Source organism: Sphingomonas mali NBRC 15500, from assembly GCF_001598415.1.
Lineage (GTDB): Bacteria > Pseudomonadota > Alphaproteobacteria > Sphingomonadales > Sphingomonadaceae > Sphingomonas > Sphingomonas mali.
In genome coordinates this window covers 144,284-165,616 of sequence record NZ_BCYX01000007.1, presented here as the reverse complement: position 1 = coordinate 165,616, position 21,333 = coordinate 144,284, and the positions used below count along the sequence as shown (strand labels likewise).

Annotated in this window: 20 protein-coding genes and 1 tRNA gene; 8 read left to right on the top strand and 13 right to left on the bottom strand. The window is 66.3% G+C overall.

What is annotated here, in order from left to right; all coding sequences use genetic code 11:
* Positions 1-45: 45 nt before the first annotated feature.
* The 4 genes from SMA01S_RS08275 to ftsE are packed head-to-tail and all read right to left on the bottom strand — an operon-like array spanning position 46 to position 2,885.
* Positions 46-741 (bottom strand): lysophospholipid acyltransferase family protein, encoded by a 696-nt coding sequence (locus SMA01S_RS08275; RefSeq protein WP_066820217.1) that lies wholly within the window; start codon positions 739-741, stop codon positions 46-48.
* Between the two features lie 10 nt (positions 742-751).
* Positions 752-1,288 (bottom strand): YdcF family protein, encoded by a 537-nt coding sequence (locus SMA01S_RS08270; RefSeq protein ID WP_066820215.1) that lies wholly within the window; start codon positions 1,286-1,288, stop codon positions 752-754.
* Complete coding sequence (locus SMA01S_RS08265) at positions 1,285-2,178, bottom strand: cell division protein FtsX (protein WP_066820213.1); 894 nt, start codon at positions 2,176-2,178, stop codon at positions 1,285-1,287. Before SMA01S_RS08265 ends, SMA01S_RS08270 begins: the two co-directional genes overlap by 4 nt.
* Positions 2,175-2,885, bottom strand: coding sequence for a cell division ATP-binding protein FtsE (gene ftsE / locus SMA01S_RS08260; protein ID WP_066820212.1), 711 nt, complete (start codon positions 2,883-2,885; stop codon positions 2,175-2,177). The genes SMA01S_RS08265 and ftsE overlap by 4 nt, the downstream gene beginning before the upstream one ends.
* A gap of 164 nt (positions 2,886-3,049) precedes the next feature.
* On the opposite strand from ftsE, the gene SMA01S_RS08255 reads away from it, so the two are divergent.
* The 3 genes from SMA01S_RS08255 to SMA01S_RS08245 all read left to right on the top strand — a co-directional run bounded on the left by SMA01S_RS08255 (position 3,050) and on the right by SMA01S_RS08245 (position 5,195).
* Entirely contained in the window at positions 3,050-3,766 is a 717-nt protein-coding gene (locus SMA01S_RS08255) for an MJ0042-type zinc finger domain-containing protein (protein ID WP_066820211.1), read from the top strand.
* A gap of 278 nt (positions 3,767-4,044) precedes the next feature.
* A tRNA-Leu gene (locus tag SMA01S_RS08250) sits at positions 4,045-4,131 on the top strand.
* A 140-nt stretch (positions 4,132-4,271) separates the two neighbouring features.
* Positions 4,272-5,195, top strand: a complete 924-nt coding sequence (locus SMA01S_RS08245) for a LysR family transcriptional regulator (RefSeq protein WP_066820209.1) — start codon at positions 4,272-4,274, stop codon at positions 5,193-5,195.
* On the opposite strand, the gene SMA01S_RS08240 is transcribed toward SMA01S_RS08245, so the two are convergent.
* The 4 genes from SMA01S_RS08240 to SMA01S_RS08225 form a co-directional block, all read right to left on the bottom strand.
* On the bottom strand, positions 5,192-6,601 hold the full coding sequence (locus tag SMA01S_RS08240) for an efflux transporter outer membrane subunit (RefSeq protein WP_245649203.1): 1,410 nt from the start codon (positions 6,599-6,601) through the stop codon (positions 5,192-5,194). The genes SMA01S_RS08245 and SMA01S_RS08240 overlap by 4 nt on opposite strands.
* Positions 6,598-7,794 (bottom strand): HlyD family secretion protein, encoded by a 1,197-nt coding sequence (locus SMA01S_RS08235; protein WP_066820208.1) that lies wholly within the window; start codon positions 7,792-7,794, stop codon positions 6,598-6,600. Before SMA01S_RS08235 ends, SMA01S_RS08240 begins: the two co-directional genes overlap by 4 nt.
* Complete coding sequence (locus tag SMA01S_RS08230; protein ID WP_066820206.1) at positions 7,791-9,362, bottom strand: MFS transporter; 1,572 nt, start codon at positions 9,360-9,362, stop codon at positions 7,791-7,793. The genes SMA01S_RS08235 and SMA01S_RS08230 overlap by 4 nt, the downstream gene beginning before the upstream one ends.
* A 225-nt stretch (positions 9,363-9,587) precedes the next feature.
* Positions 9,588-10,673, bottom strand: coding sequence for an MBL fold metallo-hydrolase (locus SMA01S_RS08225; RefSeq protein WP_084250181.1), 1,086 nt, complete (start codon positions 10,671-10,673; stop codon positions 9,588-9,590).
* A 268-nt stretch (positions 10,674-10,941) separates the two neighbouring features.
* Here SMA01S_RS08225 and SMA01S_RS08220 point away from each other — a divergent pair, with 268 nt between their 5' ends.
* Complete coding sequence (locus tag SMA01S_RS08220; RefSeq protein ID WP_245649202.1) at positions 10,942-12,345, top strand: epoxide hydrolase family protein; 1,404 nt, start codon at positions 10,942-10,944, stop codon at positions 12,343-12,345.
* Positions 12,346-12,563: 218 nt separating this feature from the next.
* Here the strand turns inward: SMA01S_RS08220 and SMA01S_RS08215 are convergent, their stop codons facing one another.
* The 4 genes from SMA01S_RS08215 to SMA01S_RS08200 are packed head-to-tail and all read right to left on the bottom strand — an operon-like array spanning position 12,564 to position 14,956.
* The gene (locus SMA01S_RS08215) at positions 12,564-13,052 is read right to left on the bottom strand and encodes a DUF3237 domain-containing protein (protein ID WP_066820204.1); all 489 of its coding nucleotides are present in this window, start codon (positions 13,050-13,052) and stop codon (positions 12,564-12,566) included.
* Between the two features lies 1 nt (position 13,053).
* Positions 13,054-13,944 (bottom strand): alpha/beta fold hydrolase, encoded by an 891-nt coding sequence (locus SMA01S_RS08210; protein ID WP_066820202.1) that lies wholly within the window; start codon positions 13,942-13,944, stop codon positions 13,054-13,056.
* A gap of 48 nt (positions 13,945-13,992) precedes the next feature.
* Complete coding sequence (locus SMA01S_RS08205) at positions 13,993-14,229, bottom strand: tautomerase family protein (RefSeq protein ID WP_066820261.1); 237 nt, start codon at positions 14,227-14,229, stop codon at positions 13,993-13,995.
* Between the two features lie 16 nt (positions 14,230-14,245).
* Positions 14,246-14,956, bottom strand: a complete 711-nt coding sequence (locus SMA01S_RS08200) for an SDR family NAD(P)-dependent oxidoreductase (RefSeq protein WP_066820200.1) — start codon at positions 14,954-14,956, stop codon at positions 14,246-14,248.
* 304 nt (positions 14,957-15,260) lie between these two features.
* Here SMA01S_RS08200 and SMA01S_RS08195 point away from each other — a divergent pair, with 304 nt between their 5' ends.
* From SMA01S_RS08195 to SMA01S_RS08180, 4 genes are all read left to right on the top strand, one after another.
* Positions 15,261-15,932 carry a sensor histidine kinase gene (locus SMA01S_RS08195; RefSeq protein ID WP_169804212.1) on the top strand — a complete coding sequence of 224 codons (672 nt, stop codon included), beginning with the start codon at positions 15,261-15,263 and terminating at the stop codon, positions 15,930-15,932.
* Between the two features lie 144 nt (positions 15,933-16,076).
* Positions 16,077-16,835 (top strand): hypothetical protein, encoded by a 759-nt coding sequence (locus SMA01S_RS08190; RefSeq protein WP_218016856.1) that lies wholly within the window; start codon positions 16,077-16,079, stop codon positions 16,833-16,835.
* Between the two features lie 48 nt (positions 16,836-16,883).
* Entirely contained in the window at positions 16,884-17,480 is a 597-nt protein-coding gene (locus tag SMA01S_RS08185; RefSeq protein ID WP_066820257.1) for an NADPH-dependent FMN reductase, read from the top strand.
* A 16-nt stretch (positions 17,481-17,496) separates the two neighbouring features.
* Positions 17,497-18,540: an alpha/beta fold hydrolase gene (locus tag SMA01S_RS08180; RefSeq protein WP_066820255.1), complete on the top strand. Its 1,044-nt coding sequence runs from the start codon at positions 17,497-17,499 to the stop codon at positions 18,538-18,540.
* A gap of 33 nt (positions 18,541-18,573) precedes the next feature.
* On the opposite strand, the gene SMA01S_RS08175 is transcribed toward SMA01S_RS08180, so the two are convergent.
* Positions 18,574-21,333: a PAS domain-containing protein gene (locus tag SMA01S_RS08175; protein ID WP_066820196.1), complete on the bottom strand. Its 2,760-nt coding sequence runs from the start codon at positions 21,331-21,333 to the stop codon at positions 18,574-18,576.

Below are 21,333 nucleotides of genomic sequence, written 5' to 3'. Positions count from 1 at the left end.
CCGCCCCTCCACCAAGCCGCTGCGCGTCTTGGTCCCCCTCCCCATCTATGATGGGGAGGATTGCTCCAGCGCGTTGATCGCCGCGTGGACGCGCTTCTCGATCTCCGCGCGCGGCAGGCCGGGCGGGATCGCCTCGCCGAACCGAAACGTCACCACGCCCGCGCGCTTCAACCCGCCTTTGGGCCACAATTTCCCGATATCGGTCGCGATCGGCACCACCGGCAGACCGAGCATCTTGTAGAGCCCGGCAAATCCCGACTTCAGCGCCGGTTGCTCGCCTGGCATCACACGCGTGCCTTCGGGAAAGATCATCACCGACCGCCCGCTCGCGCGCGCCGCCTCCGCCTCGCGCATCAGATGCCTCAACGCCTTGGACGAGGCGGCGCGGTCGACCAGGATCACGCCGTAACGCTCCGCCGCCCAGCCCCAGATCGGAATGCGCGCGAATTCGCGCCGCATGATCGGTGCCGGCGCGCCGAGTTCGGCGACCAGTTCGATCGGCTCCATGAGCGACTGGTGCTTGCCGGCATAGAGGACCTGGCCCGACGGTCGCGGCCCTTCGTAACGGACGCGGATGCCCAGCAGCCAGCGCACGCACCAGCGGTGGAATCGCGTCCAGGCCATGGCATAAGCGATCAGCGCGCGCTGCCCGAACAGCGCCGACAACGGCACCAGCAGCACGATCGGCAGCGACACGCCGTAAAAGACGATCGCGAACGCCACATTGCGTAACAGAGTCACCGGCAAACCTTCATTGCCCGAAGCCGAGCCACAAGGCGACGCGGCGCAACAACAGCTTGTTATATTCGACCAGCAACACGCCCAGTTCGGCATCGCCCTGCACGCCGTCGTCGACTACGGTCACGTCGCTGCCCAGCGCCGCGTCCAGCTCCATCCGAGCGCGCGCCATGTGCCAGTCGGAGGTGACCAGCCGCACCGATTTATAGCCGTGATCGCCCACCCATTTGGCGGTTTCCGCGCCGTTCGAGCGCGTGTCGACCGCCTCGTGCCCGAGATCGACGCAACACGCGAATACACTCAGCGGCACCTTGTACTTGATCGACAAATCGATCGGCCGGACGCCGGGCGCGGCGCCGCTGATCAGCAGCCGCTTCGCCTGATGCGCGGCGATCAGCGCCAGCCCGCGATCGATCCGCCCGGGCGCACCGGTCGGCACCACGATGGCATCGGTCTTCATGTCCTCGAGCGGTCGCGGCAAGGTCAGCGTGTAGAGCACGAAGCCGAGCAGATAGACCAGGGCGATAATGGCGATCAGGCGGCGGATCACTGCACTTGCCTCAGCCGCCCGAGCACCGCGATCCGCGCCGCGAGCGTCGCCACCAGCGCAAAGATCAGCGGCAATAGCGCGATCAGCACCCAATCGCCCCGCGTCAGCACGCCGCCCGTCAGCAATTGCGACCCGAGGCCGGCCATCTGCCCCGTCACCGCCCAGATCGCCAGCATCGCCGCCAGCGTCCCGATCACCCCGCCGACCATCGTGTCGAGCGCGATACGCCGCTGGAACAGCCGCGCGACCTGCACGTCGGTCGACCCCAGCATGTGCAGGATGGCGATGGTGTCGCGATGCGTCTCCAGCCCCGCGCGCGCCGCCAGCAGCACCACAGCGGTGGTCGCGGCGGCCATCAGCAGCACGAGCACCGCCGCGGCATAGATCATCGTCCGCATGAAATCGGCGACTGGCGACAGCCAGCGCGACTGGCTGTCGACGCGCGCGCTCGCCGCGGTGGCGCGCACGACTGCGGCGACGCGCGCCGCTGCCTCTTCGCTCGGTAGGCTCAGATCGACGTCGATCAGCGACGGCAGCGGGACGTCGGCATCGGCCGAGGCGTCACCGAGCCAGGGGCGCAGCAATTCGGTCAGTCGTGCAGGATCGACCGGATCCGCACGCGATACCGCCGGCATCCCGCGCAGCGCCGCCAGCACCGCGCTCGTGTCGCGGTCGCGCACCGCCGGATCGGCAGCGACGATCTGCACGGTCAGGCGCCCGGCAAGTTCGCGATCGAGCGCGCCCGCCGCGTTGATCGTGCCCAGCCCCAGCGCCGCCGCCAGCACGGTCAGGAACAGCATGATCGCCATGATCCAGGTCATCGCGCGCGTACCGCGGCGGTCGTCGAGCACGCGGCGATCCGCGGCGGTCGAGAACATCGCCACGCTCATGCGACGGGTGCCTTGGGCGGGTTGCGCAAGGCACCGGTCGGATCGAGCAGCCGCCCGGCCTCGATCCGCATCATGTGCGCGTTCTGGATCCGGCCGAGCAGGTGAAAATCGTGCGTCGCCACCACCACCGTGGTGCCGAGCCGGTTGAGCGATTCGAACAGATGGAGCAGCCGCGCGGCCATGTCGGGGTCGACGTTGCCGGTGGGCTCGTCCGCGACCAGGATTTCCGGCCGCCCGATCACCGCGCGCGCGATCGCGATCCGCTGCTGCTCGCCGCCCGACAAGGTGGGCGGCGGCGCATGGCTGCGTTCCGACAGCCCGACCCAGGCCAGCATCTCGCGCACCGGCGCCTCGACATCGCTCTCGGGCACCCCCGACAACCGCAGCGGCAAGGCGATATTGTCGAACGCCGACAGATGCGGGACCAGCCGGAAATCCTGGAATACGACGCCGATCCGCCGCCTGAAGCCCGGCAGGCGCTTGCGCGGCAAGGCGCCCGCATCCTCGCCGAACAAGCGGATCACGCCATGGGTCGGACGCTGGGCAAGGTAGATCAGCTTGAGCAGGGAGGTCTTGCCCGCTCCCGATTGGCCGGTGAGGAAATAGAAGCCACCCGAGGCAAGGGTGAAGTTGATCGCCGACAGGGTATCGACGTCGCTGGCGGGATAGCGCAGCCCCACATCTTCGAACTGCACGATATTCGCCATGCCGGCGTTTGCTACCCGCTTGTACGCTGCCCCGCCAGCGCCATCGCACGTAACATGTTCCCGCTTCAAGCTGGGGCGTGCGTATCCGCAGGCTTGCCGCACTGTCCTTGCCCGCTTAGGGTTTGCGACAGGGGCATTTATATTGGCCCCGTGCGGACGCCGATATGATCCTCGAATGCAGCGAATGCCATACGCGCTATCTCGTCCCCGACACCGCGATCGGGCCCGACGGCCGCACCGTGCGCTGCGCCAAGTGCAAGCATAGCTGGTTCCAGGAACCCGAGGCGCTCGACCTTTCGGGCGCTGCGGTGGTGGCGCCCGAACCGGCGGCCCCCGCTCCCCAGCCGATCGCCGCGCCGTCGCCCGCCCAGCCGGCTGCGAGCGCCGATATCGCGCCGGACTATGACGCCTTCGCGCACGAGCCGCCGTTCCGGCCGCGCCGCAACCCCGCCCGATTGTGGACGATCGCCGCGGTGACCGCCGGCGTAGTGATGCTGGCCGCCGCCGCGGCGCTATTGTTCCTCAACGTCCCCAGCCTGGCCACCTGGCTGGGCATGCCGGCTGGCGGTGGCCAGACGCCGCTGACCTTCGTCAACGTCAAGCAGCCCGACCGCCGCGATCTGCCGAGCGGCAGCGAATTGTTCGCGGTCGGCGGCCAGATCCACAATCCGACCGCCCAGCGTCAGCCGATCCCCGATATCCGGGTCGAATTGTACGACGCGCCCAAGGACGGGCGGATGGTCTATAGCTGGGTGATCAAGCCCGACCAGCCGACCATCGCGCCGGGCGGAACGATCGACTTCTACAGCGGCAAGCTCGACGTCCCCGCCAATTCCAAGAACATGAAGCTGAGCTTTTCAAGCAGCGCGACCGGCAGCTGAGAGACCGTTTGAAAACTCGCGGTAGAGCGAGTTTTAGGGCGGTGCCGGCCCGCTCCCCCACCCGACCTCCCATAGAATAAACTGATTGGGAGGTCGGGTGGGGGAGCGGGCCGGTACCGCGAAATGCGCCCTCGGCGCATTTCCAAACAGATTCCAAGACACCCGCGGGTCAGGCGCAGGACGCGCCACCGCACAAACTCCGGTTGCGTCGCACAGATCGCTTTGCTAGGGGCGCTCGCCTGCCAGCCAGCGGCGCCGTCCGATGGCATCTTACACGTGCGGTCGTGGCGGAACTGGTAGACGCGCAACGTTGAGGTCGTTGTGTCCGAAAGGACGTGGAAGTTCGAGTCTTCTCGACCGCACCATTCATCCTCGCAAGAGGTTGAAATAAAAGCAGATAAACGGAAGCCCCCGGCGGGACCACCCCTCTGGTCCACCCGAGGAGAGCGCTTCTCATACGTCCCATCGCTTGCCGCGGATGGGGAAAGCCAGTTAGCTGCCGACGATGCCGCATCTGCCTGACCTGGAAGCATGGGCCATCTTCGCCAAGGTGGTCGAGAAAGGGTCATTCAGCTTGGCCGCCGAGGATCTCGGCCTTGCCAAAACAACCGTTTCGAAGGCGATCACGCGGCTCGAACGGCGCCTGGGAAGCCCGTTGCTCCACCGTACGACGCGCAAATTGTCGCTCACCGAAGCCGGGCGATCGTCGCTTGAGCGCGCGCTCCGAATCCTGGCGGACGGGTCGGCGATCGAAGCGGATATTATCGAGGAAGCCGCGACGCCGCGCGGCATCGTGCGATTGGCCTGCACCAGCGGTTTCGGCGTCCATTCGTTGGCGGCCGCACTTCCCGACTTCATGCGCGCCTATCCCGACGTTCTGGTCGACCTCACACTCAGCGAGGATCCGGTCGATGTCGTCGCCGACGGATTCGACGTCGCGATCCGGATCGGACAGGGTGTGGATTCCTCGCTACGGACCAGTCGCCTGTTCTCACTTCGGCGTCCGTTGGTAGCGGCGCCCGCGCTCGTCGAGGCGATGGGCGTGCCGATGCGGCCTGAAGACCTCGCGCAGTTTCCCGCCGTCATACCTACGCACGTGCCCTGGGGCGACGACTGGGAATTCGCCAAGGCCGGTGAGGCGCTGGTCGTGGTGCGAATGAAGGGCGCCTTCCGCGTCAACAATGCCGCCGCAATGGTGCCGGTGGCTGTCGCCGGTATCGGGGTCACCCTGATCCCGGAATATTTCGTCTGGCAGGAATTGCAGGACGGATCGTTGGTCGAACTGTTGCCCGACTGGACCGCGCCATCGGCGCCGATCTATCTGGTCACGCCGCCGGGTCGGGCTAGACCGGCGCGAGTGCGCGTCCTGCTCGATTTCCTGCGCGAGCGGTTCGCCACAGGGCCCTGGGCGCAAGGTATCGAGCATTAGGATCTGGCGTCACCGCCCAGGCTGCGGACCAAGGCGATGTCTAGGATGAAGGCGCGCGACTGCAGCGCGCTGACCACGCGCCGCCGCGCGAGCAGCCGGTCCTCGACGATCAGCACCGACTGATAGTCGGCGGCACCTGCCGTGTACCGCAGTTCCGCCAGTCGATAGGCACGCTCGGTCGCGAGGCGCGCTTCCTCGGCGCCCTTCAGTTCGTCCTCGAGCTGGCGCATGCCGACAGCGACATCGGCAACCTCGCGTATCGCCTGGGTGACGGTCTCGTCATACAGCGCGACTGCCGCGTCATAATCGGCTCGAGCGCCGCGATAATTGGCTCGACGCCTGCCGCCGTCGAAGATCGGCAGACTGATTGCCGGACCAGCGCCGCCGACATCCGAGCCGGCGTTCAGCAGATTGCCGATCCCCAGCGCATCGAAGCCGATGAAGCCGAGCAGGTTGATGTTCGGATAGAATTGCGCCCGCGCGACTTTGATCCGCTTCGCCGCCGCCTCGGCGCGCCACTTGGCCGCGACGATGTCGGGACGCCGGCCGAGCAGTCCGGCCGCGAGGTCGGCCGGCAGGCCGAAGGACTTGAGCGATGCATTTGCCGGCCGGGCAATCGCCAGTCCGCGGTCGGGGCCAGCGCCGAGCAACGCGGCGAGACGATTGCGGGTCAGCCCGATCGCCTCATCGGCTGCGGCGAGATCGGACCTGGCGGCCGGCGGCCCGGCTTCCGCCTGCGCAAGGTCCGCGTCCGAATCGAAGCCGTGCTCGACCCGGGCCTTGACCAGCGCGAGAGTCTTTTCGCGAACCGCCAGCGTATCAGCGAGCACGTCGCGATCGGCATAGAGGCGCGCAAGGTCGGCATAAGTGGCGGCGATCGACACCGAGACGAGCAGGCGCGCGGCGGCGGCATCGGCACGCGCGGCCTCGGCATCGGACGTCGCCGCGGCGATGGCCGCGCGGTTCTTGCCCCAGAAATCGAGCTCCCAGGAAAAGCCCAGCGTGGCGCGGCCATAATCGTGATAGCCTTGGCGCGCCGGCAGCACCGGAATGCCGTCCTCGGTGCTAGGCTTGCTGACCGTCAGCGAGCCGTCGGCGGAGATTGAGGGGAGCGCGGCCGCGTTGGCCGCACCGACGAGCGCCTCGGCCCGGCGAAGCCGCGCCGCAGCTTGCGCCATTGTCGGGGCGTTGCGCAGCCCTTCGTCGATCAGGGCATCGAGCTGCGCGTCGCCATAGGAGGTCCACCAGCGGTCGGCGGGCCATGGCGCGCCGGGTGCGGCGAAGCTCGCACTGGTCGCATAACTGGCGGCCGGCTTCGCCATCGGCGGTGTCCCCAGTCGTGGCGGCGTCACGCAGCCTGAGAGCGTGGCCGACGCGGCGACGAGGCTCAGGATCGCGCGGTTCACGATCGCGTTCCACAGGTGAAGGAGCCGCCAGCGATCCACGACAGCAGCCCGCCATGGGCCTTGCCGTCGACATGCGATCCGATCTCGATGCGCGGCGTGACCGACATACCTGTCGCCAGGCGATCGAGGCCGGGCTGGTCGCGGTCGAGCAGGATACGAACGGTGAAGCGGCGCACGATCTTGGTGAAGTTGCCCGTGGCATTGTCGGGCGGGATCACCGCGAAGTCGGAACCGCTCGCGCCCTGGCTGCCCTCCACCGTGCCGCAGAAGCGCGTGCCGGGGACTGCGTCGACCGTCGCCTGGACGCGATCGCCGGGCCGGATGCGGCCGAGTTGGGTCTCGCGCAGATTCGCCTCGATCCACAGGCCGCGGGTTGGCGTGATGGCGAGAAGCCGGGTTCCCGTGTTGACGAATTCGCCGAGCCGGACGTTGCGGGCCGCGACGCGGCCCTCGCGCGGGGCGACGACCGCGGTGCGATCCAGATCCGCGCGGACTCGCACCAGCCGCGCCTCGGCGCTCGCCAGCTGCGCTTCGGCGGTCAGCCGCTGCGCGTCGAGCACGCCGAGTTGCTTGCGGGCATAGTCCGCCTGCGCCCGGCTTTGCGCGACGGCCGATCCCGCCTTGATATTGTCCGCCTGCGCGCTCTCGAACAGCTGGCGGCTGACTGCGCCTTCGCCCACGAGCGCGTCCGAGCGCGCGAAATCGGCGCGCGTCTTGCCGACTGTCGCCTGGGCCGACACCACGCCGGCATCGGCGACCTGGATCTGCGCCTGCTGGAGCAAGCGTTGTGCGGCGATCTGGCGAAGCGCGGCCTTTGCTTGCGCAACCGCGGCGTCCGCATCGGCGACTGCGGACCGGTAGTCGGTCGGGTCGATCTGCACCAGCACCTGACCCGGTGCGACGCGGCGGTCATTCTCGGTGAGGACGGCGGTCACATAACCCGGGACCTTGGGAGAGACGAACGTGACGTCGCCCTTCACATAGGCGTTGTCGGTGGACACGAACGCCATCGCGTCCGGTCCGATTGCCTGTGCGCCGGCCACGACGGCAACAGCGGCGCTGGCCACCAGAAAAGCGGTCACGACGCGCCGGGCGCCCTGCCATCGTTTCGGGCCGGCCGTAGGCCGCGGCTTGTCGTCTGCCGGATCGGCAGCAGTGGTCGGCGCGCGGGCAATCGACTGGATACTGGTCATGCCATAGTCCTTTCAACGGGATCGAGATCGACTTCCGTCGGTATGCCGGGCAGCGCCCAGACAAGGATCGCGCTCAGCGCGAGCACGATGGCGGAGACGATGAAGGCGTCTGCAAAGGCGAGCGTGAACGCCTGTCCGGCGGCGGCTCGGCCGAGCGCGGTATAGGCACTGTTCTGGGCGGCGCCTGCGTCAGCGCTGAACCGGGCGAAACCGCCCGCCGTGGTCGCCAGGCGCTGCGCGGTGTTCGGATCGGTCGCCGCGATATTCTCGACGAGGATCGCGGAATGGAATTTCTCGCGCTCGACGACCAGGTGCGACAGGATCGCGAGGCCGATGACGAGGCCGATCACGCGGGAGACGTTGAACATCGCGCCGACCGTCGGCCCTTCCTGCAACGTGACGCCGAACGTCGCGAAGCGGAGGACGGCGACCGCGAACAACCCCAACCCCACTCCGGCAACGACCGCGGCCAGCCGCAATTGGTCCGCCGCCCAATCGGGACCGAGGTCGGCGCAGAGCCAGGAGGCGAGCGCGAAGCACCCCAACCCGCCGCTCAGCAGCCAGCGGCTGTCATAATGCCGGGCGAACAGATAGGCGGCGACCAGCGCGACCGCTGTCGCGGGCACCATCCACCCCAGGACGCTGCCGATGTCGGCGGGGCGCAGTCCCTGCACACGGCCGAGATATTGCGGCACGACGAAGATCGCGAACAACGTGCCGAAGCGGAAGAACAGCGACAATATGATCGCCCAACTGAATGTCGGTCGACGAAACAGTCGCAGCAGGAGGAGCGGGCGCTCCGCGATGATCAGCGTGCGGACCGCGGTACCGGTCAGGATTACACCGCCGACCAGCAATGCGGGCACCCACCAGGCCTCCAACCAGAAATGCCGTTCGCCCTCCGACAGCACGAACAGGATCAGGCCGAGCCCGGACGACAGCAGGATGTAACTCGTCCAATCGGCGGTCCGCAGAAGCTCGGGGCGTCCTTTCTCGGTGGTCAGGACGCGCGTCGCGGCGAGACAATAGGGCAGCGCCGCTAGTGCCTGCGCCCAGAATAGCCAGCGCCAGCCGAAATGGTCGACGAGCAGGCCGCCTAGCGAGGCCGCGAGGCCGAAGAACAGGGTGGTCGATGCGGCGAACAACGAGATGCCCTCGAACTGATCGTGACCGCGCCGCAGGCTCGTCATCACCAACAGCATGAACATGAAGGGCAAAGCGCCACCGAACACGCCGTGGAAAAATCGCGCGACGAGCATCCAGCCGAGCGTGGGGGCGAGCGCGCAGCAGGCGGAGGCCAGCATGAAGCCGAAACCAGCGAGCGCCATCGCCCGTCCACGCCCGATCCCGGCGGCAAAAACGGGGAGGACGAGGATGCCGGCAACCGCGCCGACATTCTGCATCGTCACCACGAGTGCGCCGCTGTCGGACGGGACCGACAGCCCGCCCGAAATGTCGGCGCCGGAGATCACCGCCATGACCGGAAAGACCGACCCCAACACCGAGCCATAGCCAGCTATGGCGAGCGCCGCGATCGGCGGTCTGTATTGGCTGGCGGCCGAAGCCATCGTGGTGCTCCCTCTATCCCCAGTTTCGGGTCCGTGACGAACGCGAGATAATCACGCGCCATTGGTGCGATAATGGGCCTGATTGGCATCTGATTGTTGCCAGACAGCGATCAATTCAAACGCCAGGTGCCCGAGCCTGACCGGGGGGGCGCCGTCGGGGATGCGGCAGTCAGGCTCGGACTCGGGCGGGAGCGGTGCGATGGCAGACGGCGCCAGGCTCCGCCCTCAATCGATGCGGATGCTCTGCTCCATCGCGTAACACTGGTCCCAGATGAAGGCGTCGTAACCTCCAAGGCGCGACTGCCATTTGGGCGTGACCGCGTTCATGCATTTCACGACGACGCGGTCGATATAATTGTCATACACGGCCCAGGCATTGGCCTTGTCCTCGGCTGCCATCTCCTCGCCGGGCGGCGTCGATTTGAGCGCTGCCGCGGCCGCCGCCTTGATGTCGTTCATGAACTCGAGTTGCCGGCGCACGTCGGCATGGGTCCCGACGCGGTTGACGTGGCCGCCGACCAGCGTCTCCCAGGGCAGCGTGTCGATATAGGCGACCTGATCGAAATAGCCGGGGACGTCCTTGGCCAGCGCGAAGCGCCGCCAGGGCATCCAGCCTGGAAACACCATATCGACCACCATCAGCACCTTCTGCTCTGGCGCGTAGATGAAGATGTTGCCCGGCTCGTGCGGGCTACCCGGATATGTCAGGTCGAGGCGCTGGCTGCCGACCTTGAGCGAGTAGCTGTCCTTGAAAGTCACGGTCGGCAGCGGGCGCCGCGGGTCCTTCGCTTTCTCGAGCAATCTCTTGGTCTCTTCCTGAGCGATGATGACCGGATGTCCGCCGAGGTCGTTTACGCCGCCGATATGGTCGGTATGGGCGTGGCTGTAGATGACATGGGTGATCGGCCGGTCGGTGACCTCGGCGATGGCCTGGCGGATATGCGCCGAATATCCCAGCGGGGCATCGATCACCACGACGCCCGTCTCGTAGACCATGAACATCGACTGATAGCCGTTATCGGTGACCATGTAGAGGTCGCGGCCCAGCTTCTGGGTCCGATAGCCCTTGGCCGGATCGATCGGCGGCGCTGCGTCCTCCTTGGGAATCGGAAGGTAGCGGTCAGCCCGGACGCCGATCGGTGCCAGCGACGGCATGTCGAGATAAGGGGTGCCCGGCTGTCCGGGCGACGCGTCGGTCTGACTGGAAACCGGCTGCGCCGCGGAAAATCCGAGCAGGGCGACGACGCCGACCATGCCGACAAGGCCGGCGACGGCGACGCGGGAAACGCGGCTACGGAAACGAAGGGGCATGTCGGTCCTCCTGTCGAGCGTTCGACGGGAAGCTGGGGGACCGCGGTGCGCGGGGTTATTGTGCTTAGGTGTCGGCGATACCTTGGTCGCAGCACGCCGCGACCTACACCAAGGTATATAAACACCATCGTGTAATGGCCGCCTCGGCGACCACAGGCGCATATGGTCCGCGGGATGCGGGCGGCGCTCTCCTCCGCCCGCATCCGCAATGCCTGCCCACGCTCCCCGTCGGCCGGCCTCCCTAGTGGTTTCGGAACGGAGCACGACCATGTCCAAGCCCCATTCGCCAATCGGCAGACGAGATTTCCTGATCACATCGGTCGCGGTGGGAGCATTCGGCGCGCTCCTTCCGACGGCCGCGCATGCGGCAGGTCCGCACCTGTCCCCGGTGACCGAGGCGGAGGCATCCCCGCCGCTGGCCACGGCATCGGCCTCGGTCGCGCCGGCGAGCGGTAACCCGCTGATGGCGGCGGCGCTCGACGCACGGTCGGATTCCGACTCCGCGATCCGCCCGTTCAAATTCCACGCTTCCGATGGCGAACTCGCCGATCTGCGGCGGCGCGTCGCGGCAACGCGATGGCCCGACCGCGAAACGGTCACCGACGCCTCGCAAGGAGTGCAGTTGGCGACGATCCGCAAGCTCGCCGATTATTGGGCCAAGGAGCATGATTGGCGCAAGGTCGAGGCGCGGCTCGACGCCTTGCCTCAATTCACCACCCGGATCGACGGCGTCGACATTCACTTCATCCACGTCCGGTCGAAGCATCCCAACGCGCTACCGGTGATCATCACGCACGGCTGGCCCGGTTCGATCATCGAACAATTGAAAGTGATCGGACCGTTGACCGATCCGACTGCTTTCGGCGGCCAGGCGTCGGACGCGTTCGACGTCGTGATCCCGTCGCTGCCGGGCCACGGCTTTTCCGGGAAACCGACCGCCGGCGGCTGGGATCCCGTGCGCATCGCGCGCGCCTGGGTCGTGCTGATGCAGCGGCTCGGCTATTCGCGCTACGTCGCACAAGGTGGCGACTGGGGTAACGCGGTCACCGAGCAGATGGCGTTGCTGACACCGCCGGGCCTGATCGGCATCCATACCAACATGCCCGCGACTCTGCCCGACGCCGTCTCGGCCGCGCTGGCATCGGGCGGCGCGGCGCCTGCGGGTCTGTCCGCCGACGAGCAATATGCGTGGGATCAGCTCGACTTTTTCTGGAAGCACGGCCTCGCCTATGCGCAGGAAATGGGGAATCGCCCGCAGACGCTGTACGCGCTCGAGGATTCACCGGTCGGCCTTGCGGCCTGGATGCTCGACCATGACTCGCGCAGCTATGCGCTGATCGCGCGGGTCTTCGATGGGCAGCCGGAAGGGCTGACGCGGGACGACATTCTCGACAACGTCACACTCTATTGGCTGACCAAAACGGCGGTGTCGTCCGCGCGGCTGTACTGGGAAAGCAAACTGCCATTCTTCGCGCCCAAGCACGTCCCGCTGCCCGTCGCGGTGAGCGCTTTCCCGGACGAGATCTATACCGCGCCGAAAAGCTGGACCGAGCGCGCCTATCCGAAGCTGATCCACTACAACCGGCTGGCCAAGGGTGGGCATTTCGCGGCGTGGGAACAGCCCAAGGTCTTCTCCGAAGAACTGCGCGACAGCTTTCGGTCGCTGCGTTGAACCAAGGCCGGCCCGAGCCGTCCGCGGTGCCGCGTTGGCGACCAGCGGAACGCTCGGGCCGCGTCCTTCTTGAGATGCTCGATGGATTCGGTCGCCGGACTCGACGCGTCACCGCATGGATGTGGCCTTCGTTGCTAAGTGGGTCGGACATGTAGTCGTACCGCCGACACGGGATTCTCGGCGGAGCCGTTGCGCCAGACCGAACCCCGCGCGCGCCCTCACAGAATCTCGAAGACGCTGTACACCGGGCCAGCCGCCAGACGGTGACCAATGCCGACCGCGACAATGCGGTTGAGCCATTCGTAACGCGGTCCTGAGGTCGCAAAAGTCGGCGTGATGCGGAAATAATAGGAGGCAGGGTCGACTTCCTGGCCAAGCGCAATCCGCGAGGCGATTTCGGGAGGTGCGTGGCGCATGCCGGTATAGGTCATGGCGATCAGCGCATCGTCGTCGGTGCGCAGCAGGATCCGCGCGTCGAGCAGGATCGTGTCGTCGCCGCGCATCGTTTGCCAGTCGGTGCCACCGGGCAGGACGATTCCCGACAAGCGCTCACCGGTAAAGCTTCCGCCAGGCAGGTCGCCGACGCGCCGTTCCGCGCCCGCCGGCCCTCCCGCCAGATGGAGCCCGCTCACCTCGACCGACAGGACGAACAGCGGGCGAGTCCTGATGGTGCGCATTGCCGCCGGCAGCTGGTCGATCACGGTCATGTCAGGCTCCCTGGTCTGGAAGACGGCCGAGAAAGTCGCGGATCAACGCCGCGATCTCGTCGAGCTTTTCGTCGAGCGCGAAATGCCCGGCATCGAGAATGTGGATCTCGGCATCGGGCACGTCGCGGGCATAAGCGTGTGCACCGGCGACCGTGAAGGACGGATCGTACCGACCCCAGACCACGAGTAACGGCGGCGAATGGCGCCGCAGCCAAGCCTGCCAATCTGGATAGGCGGCGACGTTGCTCTGATAGTCGTAGAACAGGTCGGCCTGGATGCGTGTCTGGCCCGGCCGCGCCAGCATCGCTGCCTCGTCGATCCAGGTGTCGGGATTGTATCGTTCGGGCCGCGGGCTGCTGCCGATATGGCGTTGGCGGGCACCTTCGAGCGAGGTGAACGCCGAAATCACCTTTTGCTCGTGCGCGGCCCTGTCCGCCCAGAAGGCCTTGCGGGCTTCCCACAACGGCCCGAGTCCCTCCTCGTGCGCAACGGCGTTCTGGACAACGATCGCCCGTACGCGCTCGGGATGACGCACCGCTAACCGCATCCCAATCGGGCCGCCATAATCCTGCTGGAGCAGCACGTAGCGATCGAACCCGAGCGCCTCGACGAAACCCTCGACGACCTGGGCCAGATGATCGAACGTATAGGCGAACACATCGGGCGATGGAGCGCCGCTATGCCCGAAACCTGGATAATCGGGCGCGACGACATGGTAGCGATCGGCGAGCAGCGGCATCAGCGTGTCGTACATCCGCGACGACGAGGGAAAGCCGTGGAGCAACAGGATCGTCGGCGCGTCGCGTGGACCCGCCTCACGATAGAATATCCCCACTCCGCCGACCTCGACCGTGCGATACGTCAGTGTGGCCGATGTCGAGACTGAGGTCATCCGCGCGTGCGCTCCACCAGGACCTGCCCCCGCAATGCCAAGATGCCCTCAACCGCCCTTGGCGGCCAGCAGTTTGCGATAGTCGGCGACGGGCATGCCGCCCCAACCCCAATTCTCCATCTCGACTTCCTCGAACACTACCCAGGTCCAGTCGAGCGGTTTGCCGAGAACGTCGAGCAGCACCTGGCTCATTCCCTTGTAGATCGCCGCCTTCTGTTCGGCGGTGACGCGATCCACGCCGGGCTCGGTGCCTTCGCGGGTAAGTTGAACGGTGACGATGGGCATGATCAAGCTCCCTCTTTCAGTGTCCGGCGCTTTGTCCGCCATCGACGTGGAGCGTCTCTCCCGTCACGAACGGCGCATCCTCAAGGTACAGCACCGCGCCGACGATATCCGACACCTCGCCGAGCCGGCCGACGGGATGGAGCGCGGCCAGCGCTTCGTGGGTTTCGGGTCCGTGCATCGGCGTCCTGATCACGCCGGGCGACACGGCGTTCACGCGGATTCCGTTGCGGGCATATTCGATTGCGAGGCTTCGGGTCGCGGCATCTAGTCCGCCCTTGGTCAGCGAGGCGAGCACCGACGGAACGTTCGAATTGGCCTGGCGCACCAGGCTGGTAGTGATATTGACCACATGGCCGCTGCGCCGTTCCTCCATCGCCTCGATCGCGGCCTGGGTAGTGAAGAAGAATCCGGTCAGGTTGGTCGCGACAACGCGGTCGTACTCCTCTGCCGAATAGCGCGTGAAGCGATTGGCGAGGAAGATGCCGGCATTGTTGATCAGCGTGTCGACCCGTCCGAAATGGGCGAGCGCCTTGGCGACCACGTCGGGTCCGGTCGACGGGTCGCCGATATCGCCGCGGATCGCGAGCAGATTGGCGTCGGCCACCGGCTCGATCGAGCGCGACGTCGCGACGACGCGGTAGTTGCGGCGGCGATAGGCCTCGACCAGCGCCGCGCCGATACCCTGCGACGCGCCGGTAACGATGACGACCTTTTGATTGTCTTGCATGATGCCCTCGCCGATCGGGCGGCAGTCTCCGGAGATCGGACCGCCACCACAGCGGGCGATATGCGGTCGGGTAAAGGCATCGCTATTGTTCGATGGTGTCGGCGATACCTTGGTATTGAGACGCCTAGCCCGGGCGGGGCCGCCCGCTCGTCCGTCCGTCGACTGGAGGTGTGCGCCCTGCTTCCGCCTTAGGTATCGCCGACACCATCGGATAATGGATCGTCTCCTCGGCACTTGCTCTCATCAATCCGGACATCGCCAACCGCTCTTCCGCGGCGAGGTGACGCTTTGGGAGGACCTGGGCATGCCGACTGAATTTGCCGATGCGCTCGCGACGCCGGACCAGCCGCCGCTGGCGCTGCACCTCGTCGAGGAGATCAGCCACCGGGTGATCAACGAATATGGCGAAGCCATCGCCATCCTCTCGATCGCCGCCTCGCGCGCGAGCGAAATGGCTGGCCCCGCGCTGGCGCTTGCCGCCGAACGGCTGCGGGCGATGGCGGAGGCGCATCGGTCGCTATTGGTGCCGGTCGCCGACGAGGAAATGGACCTCGGCCTCCATGTCGGAAAGTTGTGCGCCTGTATGTCGCGCGCCTCGCTTGGCGAGCGCGGCATCCGGTTGACCGTCGCGAGCGACGAAATCCCGCTCAACGCAGCGCGCTGCTGGCGCGTCGGCCTGATCGTCTCAGAGCTCGTCCGCAACGCGGTCCGTCACGGTCTCAAGGGGCGCCAGGGGTCGATCCGCGTTGCGCTCAACCGGAGCGGCGGCCGCATCTGGTGCCTCGTCTGCGATGACGGGAGCGCGTCCGCCGATCCTCCGGAAGGACGCGGGCGGCGGCTGATCCGCGCGCTGACCGCGGAATTGGCCGGGTCGGTCGACTGGAAATTCACCCAGTCGGGCTCGGTCGTCGGGCTGCAATTTCCGCTCGCCACGCCGCGGCTCGCCCGCGCACACCCGATCGGGGATGCGATCTGAGCGCGAGCCCGACCCGACCGCCCCGCGCATCGATACCAAGGTACCGGCGATACGATCGTTCAATGGATTTGCCCGCGTTGCGCTTGTCTCATGCGATCGGGCGCCGGCTCGATGGTCCCGGCGGATCGAGCGACGGAGGACCAGATGTTGCAGACCGATACGGCGCGATCCGAGAACGCCGTCATGCATCCCTTGCTGGCGGAGGCGTTCGAGGCTCATGGCGGGCTCGAACGTTGGCGGGGATTTTCCGCTTTGTCGGCGACCATTGTCACCGGCGGCGAATTCTGGGCGATGAAGGGCCTGGTCCAGGATTCCGACCCGCGCCGCGTCACCGTCGAGCTGCGCCGCGAATGGGGATCGCTGGCACCGTTCGGCAATCCCGACTGGCACACCGACTTCACCCCGGACCGGATCGCGATCCTCGATCGCGCGGGAAACATAATCGCCGAGCGCCGAGCGCCCCGTGCCGCGTTCGCTGGCCACGATCTGACCACGCCGTGGGATCCGCTCCATCGCGCCTATTTCAACGGCTATGCGCTCTGGACCTACCTCAATACGCCTTTCGTGCTGGCCGAGCCGGGGTTTGCGATCTCGGACATCCCGGCGCTGACGGAGGGGGGGGAAGTCTGGCGCGGACTCCGAGCGACATTCCCCGACCGCATCGCGACGCATAGCCGCGAACAGGATTTCTACTTCGGGCCCGACGGCCTGTTGCGTCGCCACGATTATCACGTTGACGTCGCCGGCGGGTTCGCCGCGGTTCATCTGGTTTCCGACTTCGTCAACGTCCGGGGCCTTCGCCTGCCGACACGTCGTCGCGCCTATCAACGCAACGAGGATTTCAGCCCCCGGCTCGACCGGGTGATGGTGTCGATCGACCTCTCCGATTTCTCCATCGAATAGACGCTCGACGCCTTTCGGCGGCGGGTCGGACCAGCAGGAGTGAACACCGTGGAAAAGCCCATGATTGCCGTGGTGATGAGCACGACCCGGACCGGCCGTTACGGCGAGGCCCCGGCCAAATGGATTCACGATATCGCCATTGCGCGCGGAGACATGGCGGTCGAGCTGGTCGACCTGCGCGACTATCCGATGCCCTTTTTCGACGAGCCCTCGACCAATGCCTGGGTGCCGGCGAAAGACGAGGTCGCACTGCGATGGCAGCGCAAGGTCGCCGAGTGCGACGGCTATATCTTCGTCACATCCGAATATAATCGCGGGCTGCCCGGCGTGTTCAAGAATGCACTGGACTACGCCTATGTCGAATGGAACCGGAAGCCCTTCGGCTGTGTCGGCTATGGCAGCGTCGGCGCGGCCCGGTCGATCGCGCAGCTCCAGCTCATTGGCATCGAGCTGCAGCTCGCGCCGATCCGGAATGGGGTGAACATCCAGGGTAGCGACTTCTACGCCGTGCTGGACGGCACCAAGTCCTTGAACGACGTGCCGTATATCGCGAAGAACGCCGCGACGATGCTCGACGAGCTGTATTGGTGGGCGAATGCCCTGTCCGCCGCGCGGTCTGCCGCGCGCGCGGGAACCGCCGGATGATGGATGGGAGGAAACGATGGCTTGGGAAATCGACAATGGCCGCCGTCAGTTGCTTGGGGCGGCGATCCTCGCCGCTACCGCCGCGGAGTTCGGCATGATCGGGTCGGCCGCTGGTGCGACCCAAGGCAAATCGCCTGCCCCGGCTGGCAACGGGGCGAGCGCCACATTCGCTTCGATCAATCAAATCGACGCCGGCGACCTGAACATCGGATATGTCGATGTCGGTCACCGCGACAGCCGGCCCGTCATCCTGTTGCATGGCTGGCCCTACGACATTCACAGCTTCGTCGATGTCGCGCCGTTGCTGGTCGCGAAGGGCTTTCGGGTAATCATCCCTCATTTGCGCGGCTATGGGTCGACGCGGTTCCTGTCGGACCAGACGATCCGCAACGGCCAGCAATCGGTCGTCGCGGTCGACGTCGTCAACCTGATGGACGCGCTCAAGATCGATCGCGCGATCGTCGCCGGCTTCGACTGGGGTGCGCGCACCGCCGACATCGTCGCCGCCTTGTGGCCGCAACGGTGCCAGGCGCTGGTATCGGTCAGCGGTTACCTGATCGGAAATCAACAGGCCGGCAAGGCGCCGCTTCCCCCCGCTGCCGAATTGCAATGGTGGTATCAATATTACTTCGCCACCGAGCGCGGCCGGATCGGTTATGAGAAATACCGTCGCGACTTCGCGCGGCTGATCTGGAAGCTGGCGTCGCCGAAATGGGATTTCGACGATGCCACGTTCGACCGTTCGGCGATGGCGTTCGACAATCCCGATCATGTCGCGATCGTGATCCACAATTACCGCTGGCGGCTGGCGCTCGCGGAGGGCGAGGCACGCTTCGACGCTTTCGAACGGCGGCTGGCGGCTGGCCCGGTCATCGCAGTGCCGACGATCACGATGGAAGGCGATGCCAACGGGGCACCCCACCCCGATAGCAGCGCCTATCGCGCCAAATTCTCCGGCAAATACGCGCATCGCGTGATTACCGGGGGCGTCGGGCACAACCTTCCCCAGGAAGCGCCCGCGGCTTTCGCCAAGGCGGTCTCTGATGTCGCGGCATTCTGAGCGACGGCGATCGGGTGTGCTTCCGACGCTGCCTTAGCCAATCGCCCCGGCGGGTCCGCCGGCGGGGGGAATGCTGAAACCGAAGGTGGCGCCGGGCCCGTCATTGGGTACCGCCCATATCCGTCCACCATGGTTTTCGATGATCGTACGGCTGATCGACAGGCCGACTCCCATGCCCTGGCTCTTGGTCGTGTAGAACGGATCGAACAGCCGGTGGACGATCTGCGGATCGACACCGATACCCGAGTCCCGGACGAGCAGTTTGACATCCCCCTCGGGGCCGACCGCCGTCTCGACCGCGACGATCCTCGGCCGATCCTCGATCTCGGCCATCGCATCGGCCGCATTCAGCAACAGGTTGAGCATCACCTGTTGCAACTGGATGCGGTCGCCTTCGACGATCGGCAGGTTTCCAGCGAATTGGGTCTGCAGAACGACGCGGCCTCGTTGTAGTTCGCTCGACGACAGCGCGATCAGCTCGCGTGCCGCCTCGTTCAGGTCGATCCGCTCCATGGCCGGCGCCTTGTTGGCGAACAACGCGCGCAGACGCTTGATCACCTCGGCGGCACGATTGGCGTCGCGGATCGTCCGCCGGGCGGTTTCACTGGCGCCGACGACGTTGGGTGGATCCGCGGCCAACATCCGCAGGCAGGTATTGGCGTTGGTCAGGATGCCCGACAGCGGCTGGTTGACCTCGTGGCCGATCGACGCGGTCAGGGCACTCAGCGCCGCGGCGCGCGTGACATGTGCCAGCTCGGAACGCGCGCGGTTAAGTGCGTCCTCCGCCAGCTTGCTCGACGTCACGTCCTGTAATGCGCCCATGAAGATCGGTCGGTCGGTGGCCAGTCCGACACGGCGGCCGACGACGCGCGCATGCTTCACTGATCCGCTGCGTGGAACGACGCGGAATTCCAGGTCGAAATCGGTCCCTTCGCTGGCCTGTTGGACCAGCTGCTCGACTTTCTGACGGTCGTCGGGGTGGATGGCCTCGAACATCATCCGCATGTCCACTTTGGTGTCCGGATCGAACTCGAACAGGCGGTAAATCTCTTCGGTCCAGGCATGGTCGTCGGCCAATACGTCCCAGGTGAAGCTGCCCGTCCTGCTCAGGCGGTGCGCGTCGGTCAGTTGCATGTTGATCCGGCGGAGTTCGGCACTGCTCGCCCGCAACGCCTCCTCGGCAAGCTTGCTGTCGGTGATATCCTGGACGGTACCCATGAAGATCGGGCGTCCCGCGACCGTATCGATCAGGTGGGCGACCCCGCGCAGGTATTTCAACCCGGCCGTCGGCGTCACGACGCGAAAGGTGAAGTCGGCACCGTGTCCCTCTATCCCGCGCTGGATCTCGGCGTCGAACAGAGCGAGGTCGTCGGGGTGGACACGGTCACGCACCGCCTGAACCCGAGGCGGCGTGGCGGGATCGATCTCGAAAATGCGATAATATTCATCGGACCATTGGTGCTGGTCGATGGTGAGGTCGGCGGTGAAGCTGCCTGTCTTGTTGAGGCGCTGGCCTTCGGACAATTGAGCGAGCGCTGCGCGAAGCTCGCCCTCGCTGATCTGCAGGGCCGCGTCGGCCTGGGCGCGGTCGATCGCGATGCCGGTGAGCTTGGTGAACCGGTCGATCAGCTCCTGTTCCTCGGCCGTCGGGGCGACCGGCTGGCGCCGATAGATCGCGAAGATCGCGGAGATTTCGCCCGAAATCGAGAGGATCGGCATCGACCAGCACGAGGCATAGCCATAGGTCTTCATCAGCGGCGGCCATATCGACCCTTCCCATCGCGGGTCGTTGGCCAGGTCCGCGGTGATGATCGGGCCCTTTTCGACGACCGCCAGCGAACACGGGCCATAGCCGGCGTCGATCGTCTTGCCGTCCAGGATGCGGTTGTATTCGTCGGGCAGGCTGGGGCCGGCGCCGACCCAGAAATGCTTACGATCCGGCGCGACCACCAGAATGCTGCAATGGCAATCGGTGCAGAGGTCCTCGACGTGGCGGCTGACGGCATCGAGAACGCGGGGCAGCGTCTCGCCGCGTGCCACCATCTCGAGCAAGGCGACTTCGGCGGCGAGCAGGGCCTCCGCCCGCTTCCTGTCGTCGATATCCAGCTGGCAGGTGACATAGCGCACGACATTGTCCTGCGCGTCGCGGAACGGAACGCACAGGCATCGCATCCAGCGATAGGTCCCGTCCTTATAGTGCATCCGAACCTGCGCATCGAACATCTCGCCCGTCGTCATCAGGCGCTCGAGCTGCTCGTGAACGACGGGGTGATCGTCGGGATGGATGGCTCCTGACGTCTGCCACTGAACCAGCTCGTCGAGCGTCATCCCATAGTCGTCGAGCGTCTTGCGATTGCTGTATTCCGATGTGCCCGCCAGATTGAGGAACGCGACCTGGATGGGGAGCCTGTCGAGCAGGCGGCGCATGCGGCCGTCAGTCGAGGGTCCCTCGTCGATGTCGATCGCGAGCCAGCACCAGGATGGATCGCCTTGCGCGCCCGCGGGAAAAGGTGAGGGACGCAGGGCGAACCAGCGATATTCTCCGTCGAAGCGGCGCAACCTGGCGTCGATATCGTCGACTGTGCCTGCCTGCCTGATGACGTCCCAGGCGGCGAGAAAGGAAGGGCGGTCATCTGGGTGGATAACCGTTTGCCAACCGTGATCGCGCGCGTCGTCCAGGCCCAGCCCTGTATAGTCGTGCCAGCCGCGATTGACGAAGTCGCAGCGGCCGTCGGCGCGCGCGGTCCAGACCAGTCCCGCGAGCGCATCCAGTACGCCGCTGGTCTCGACCAT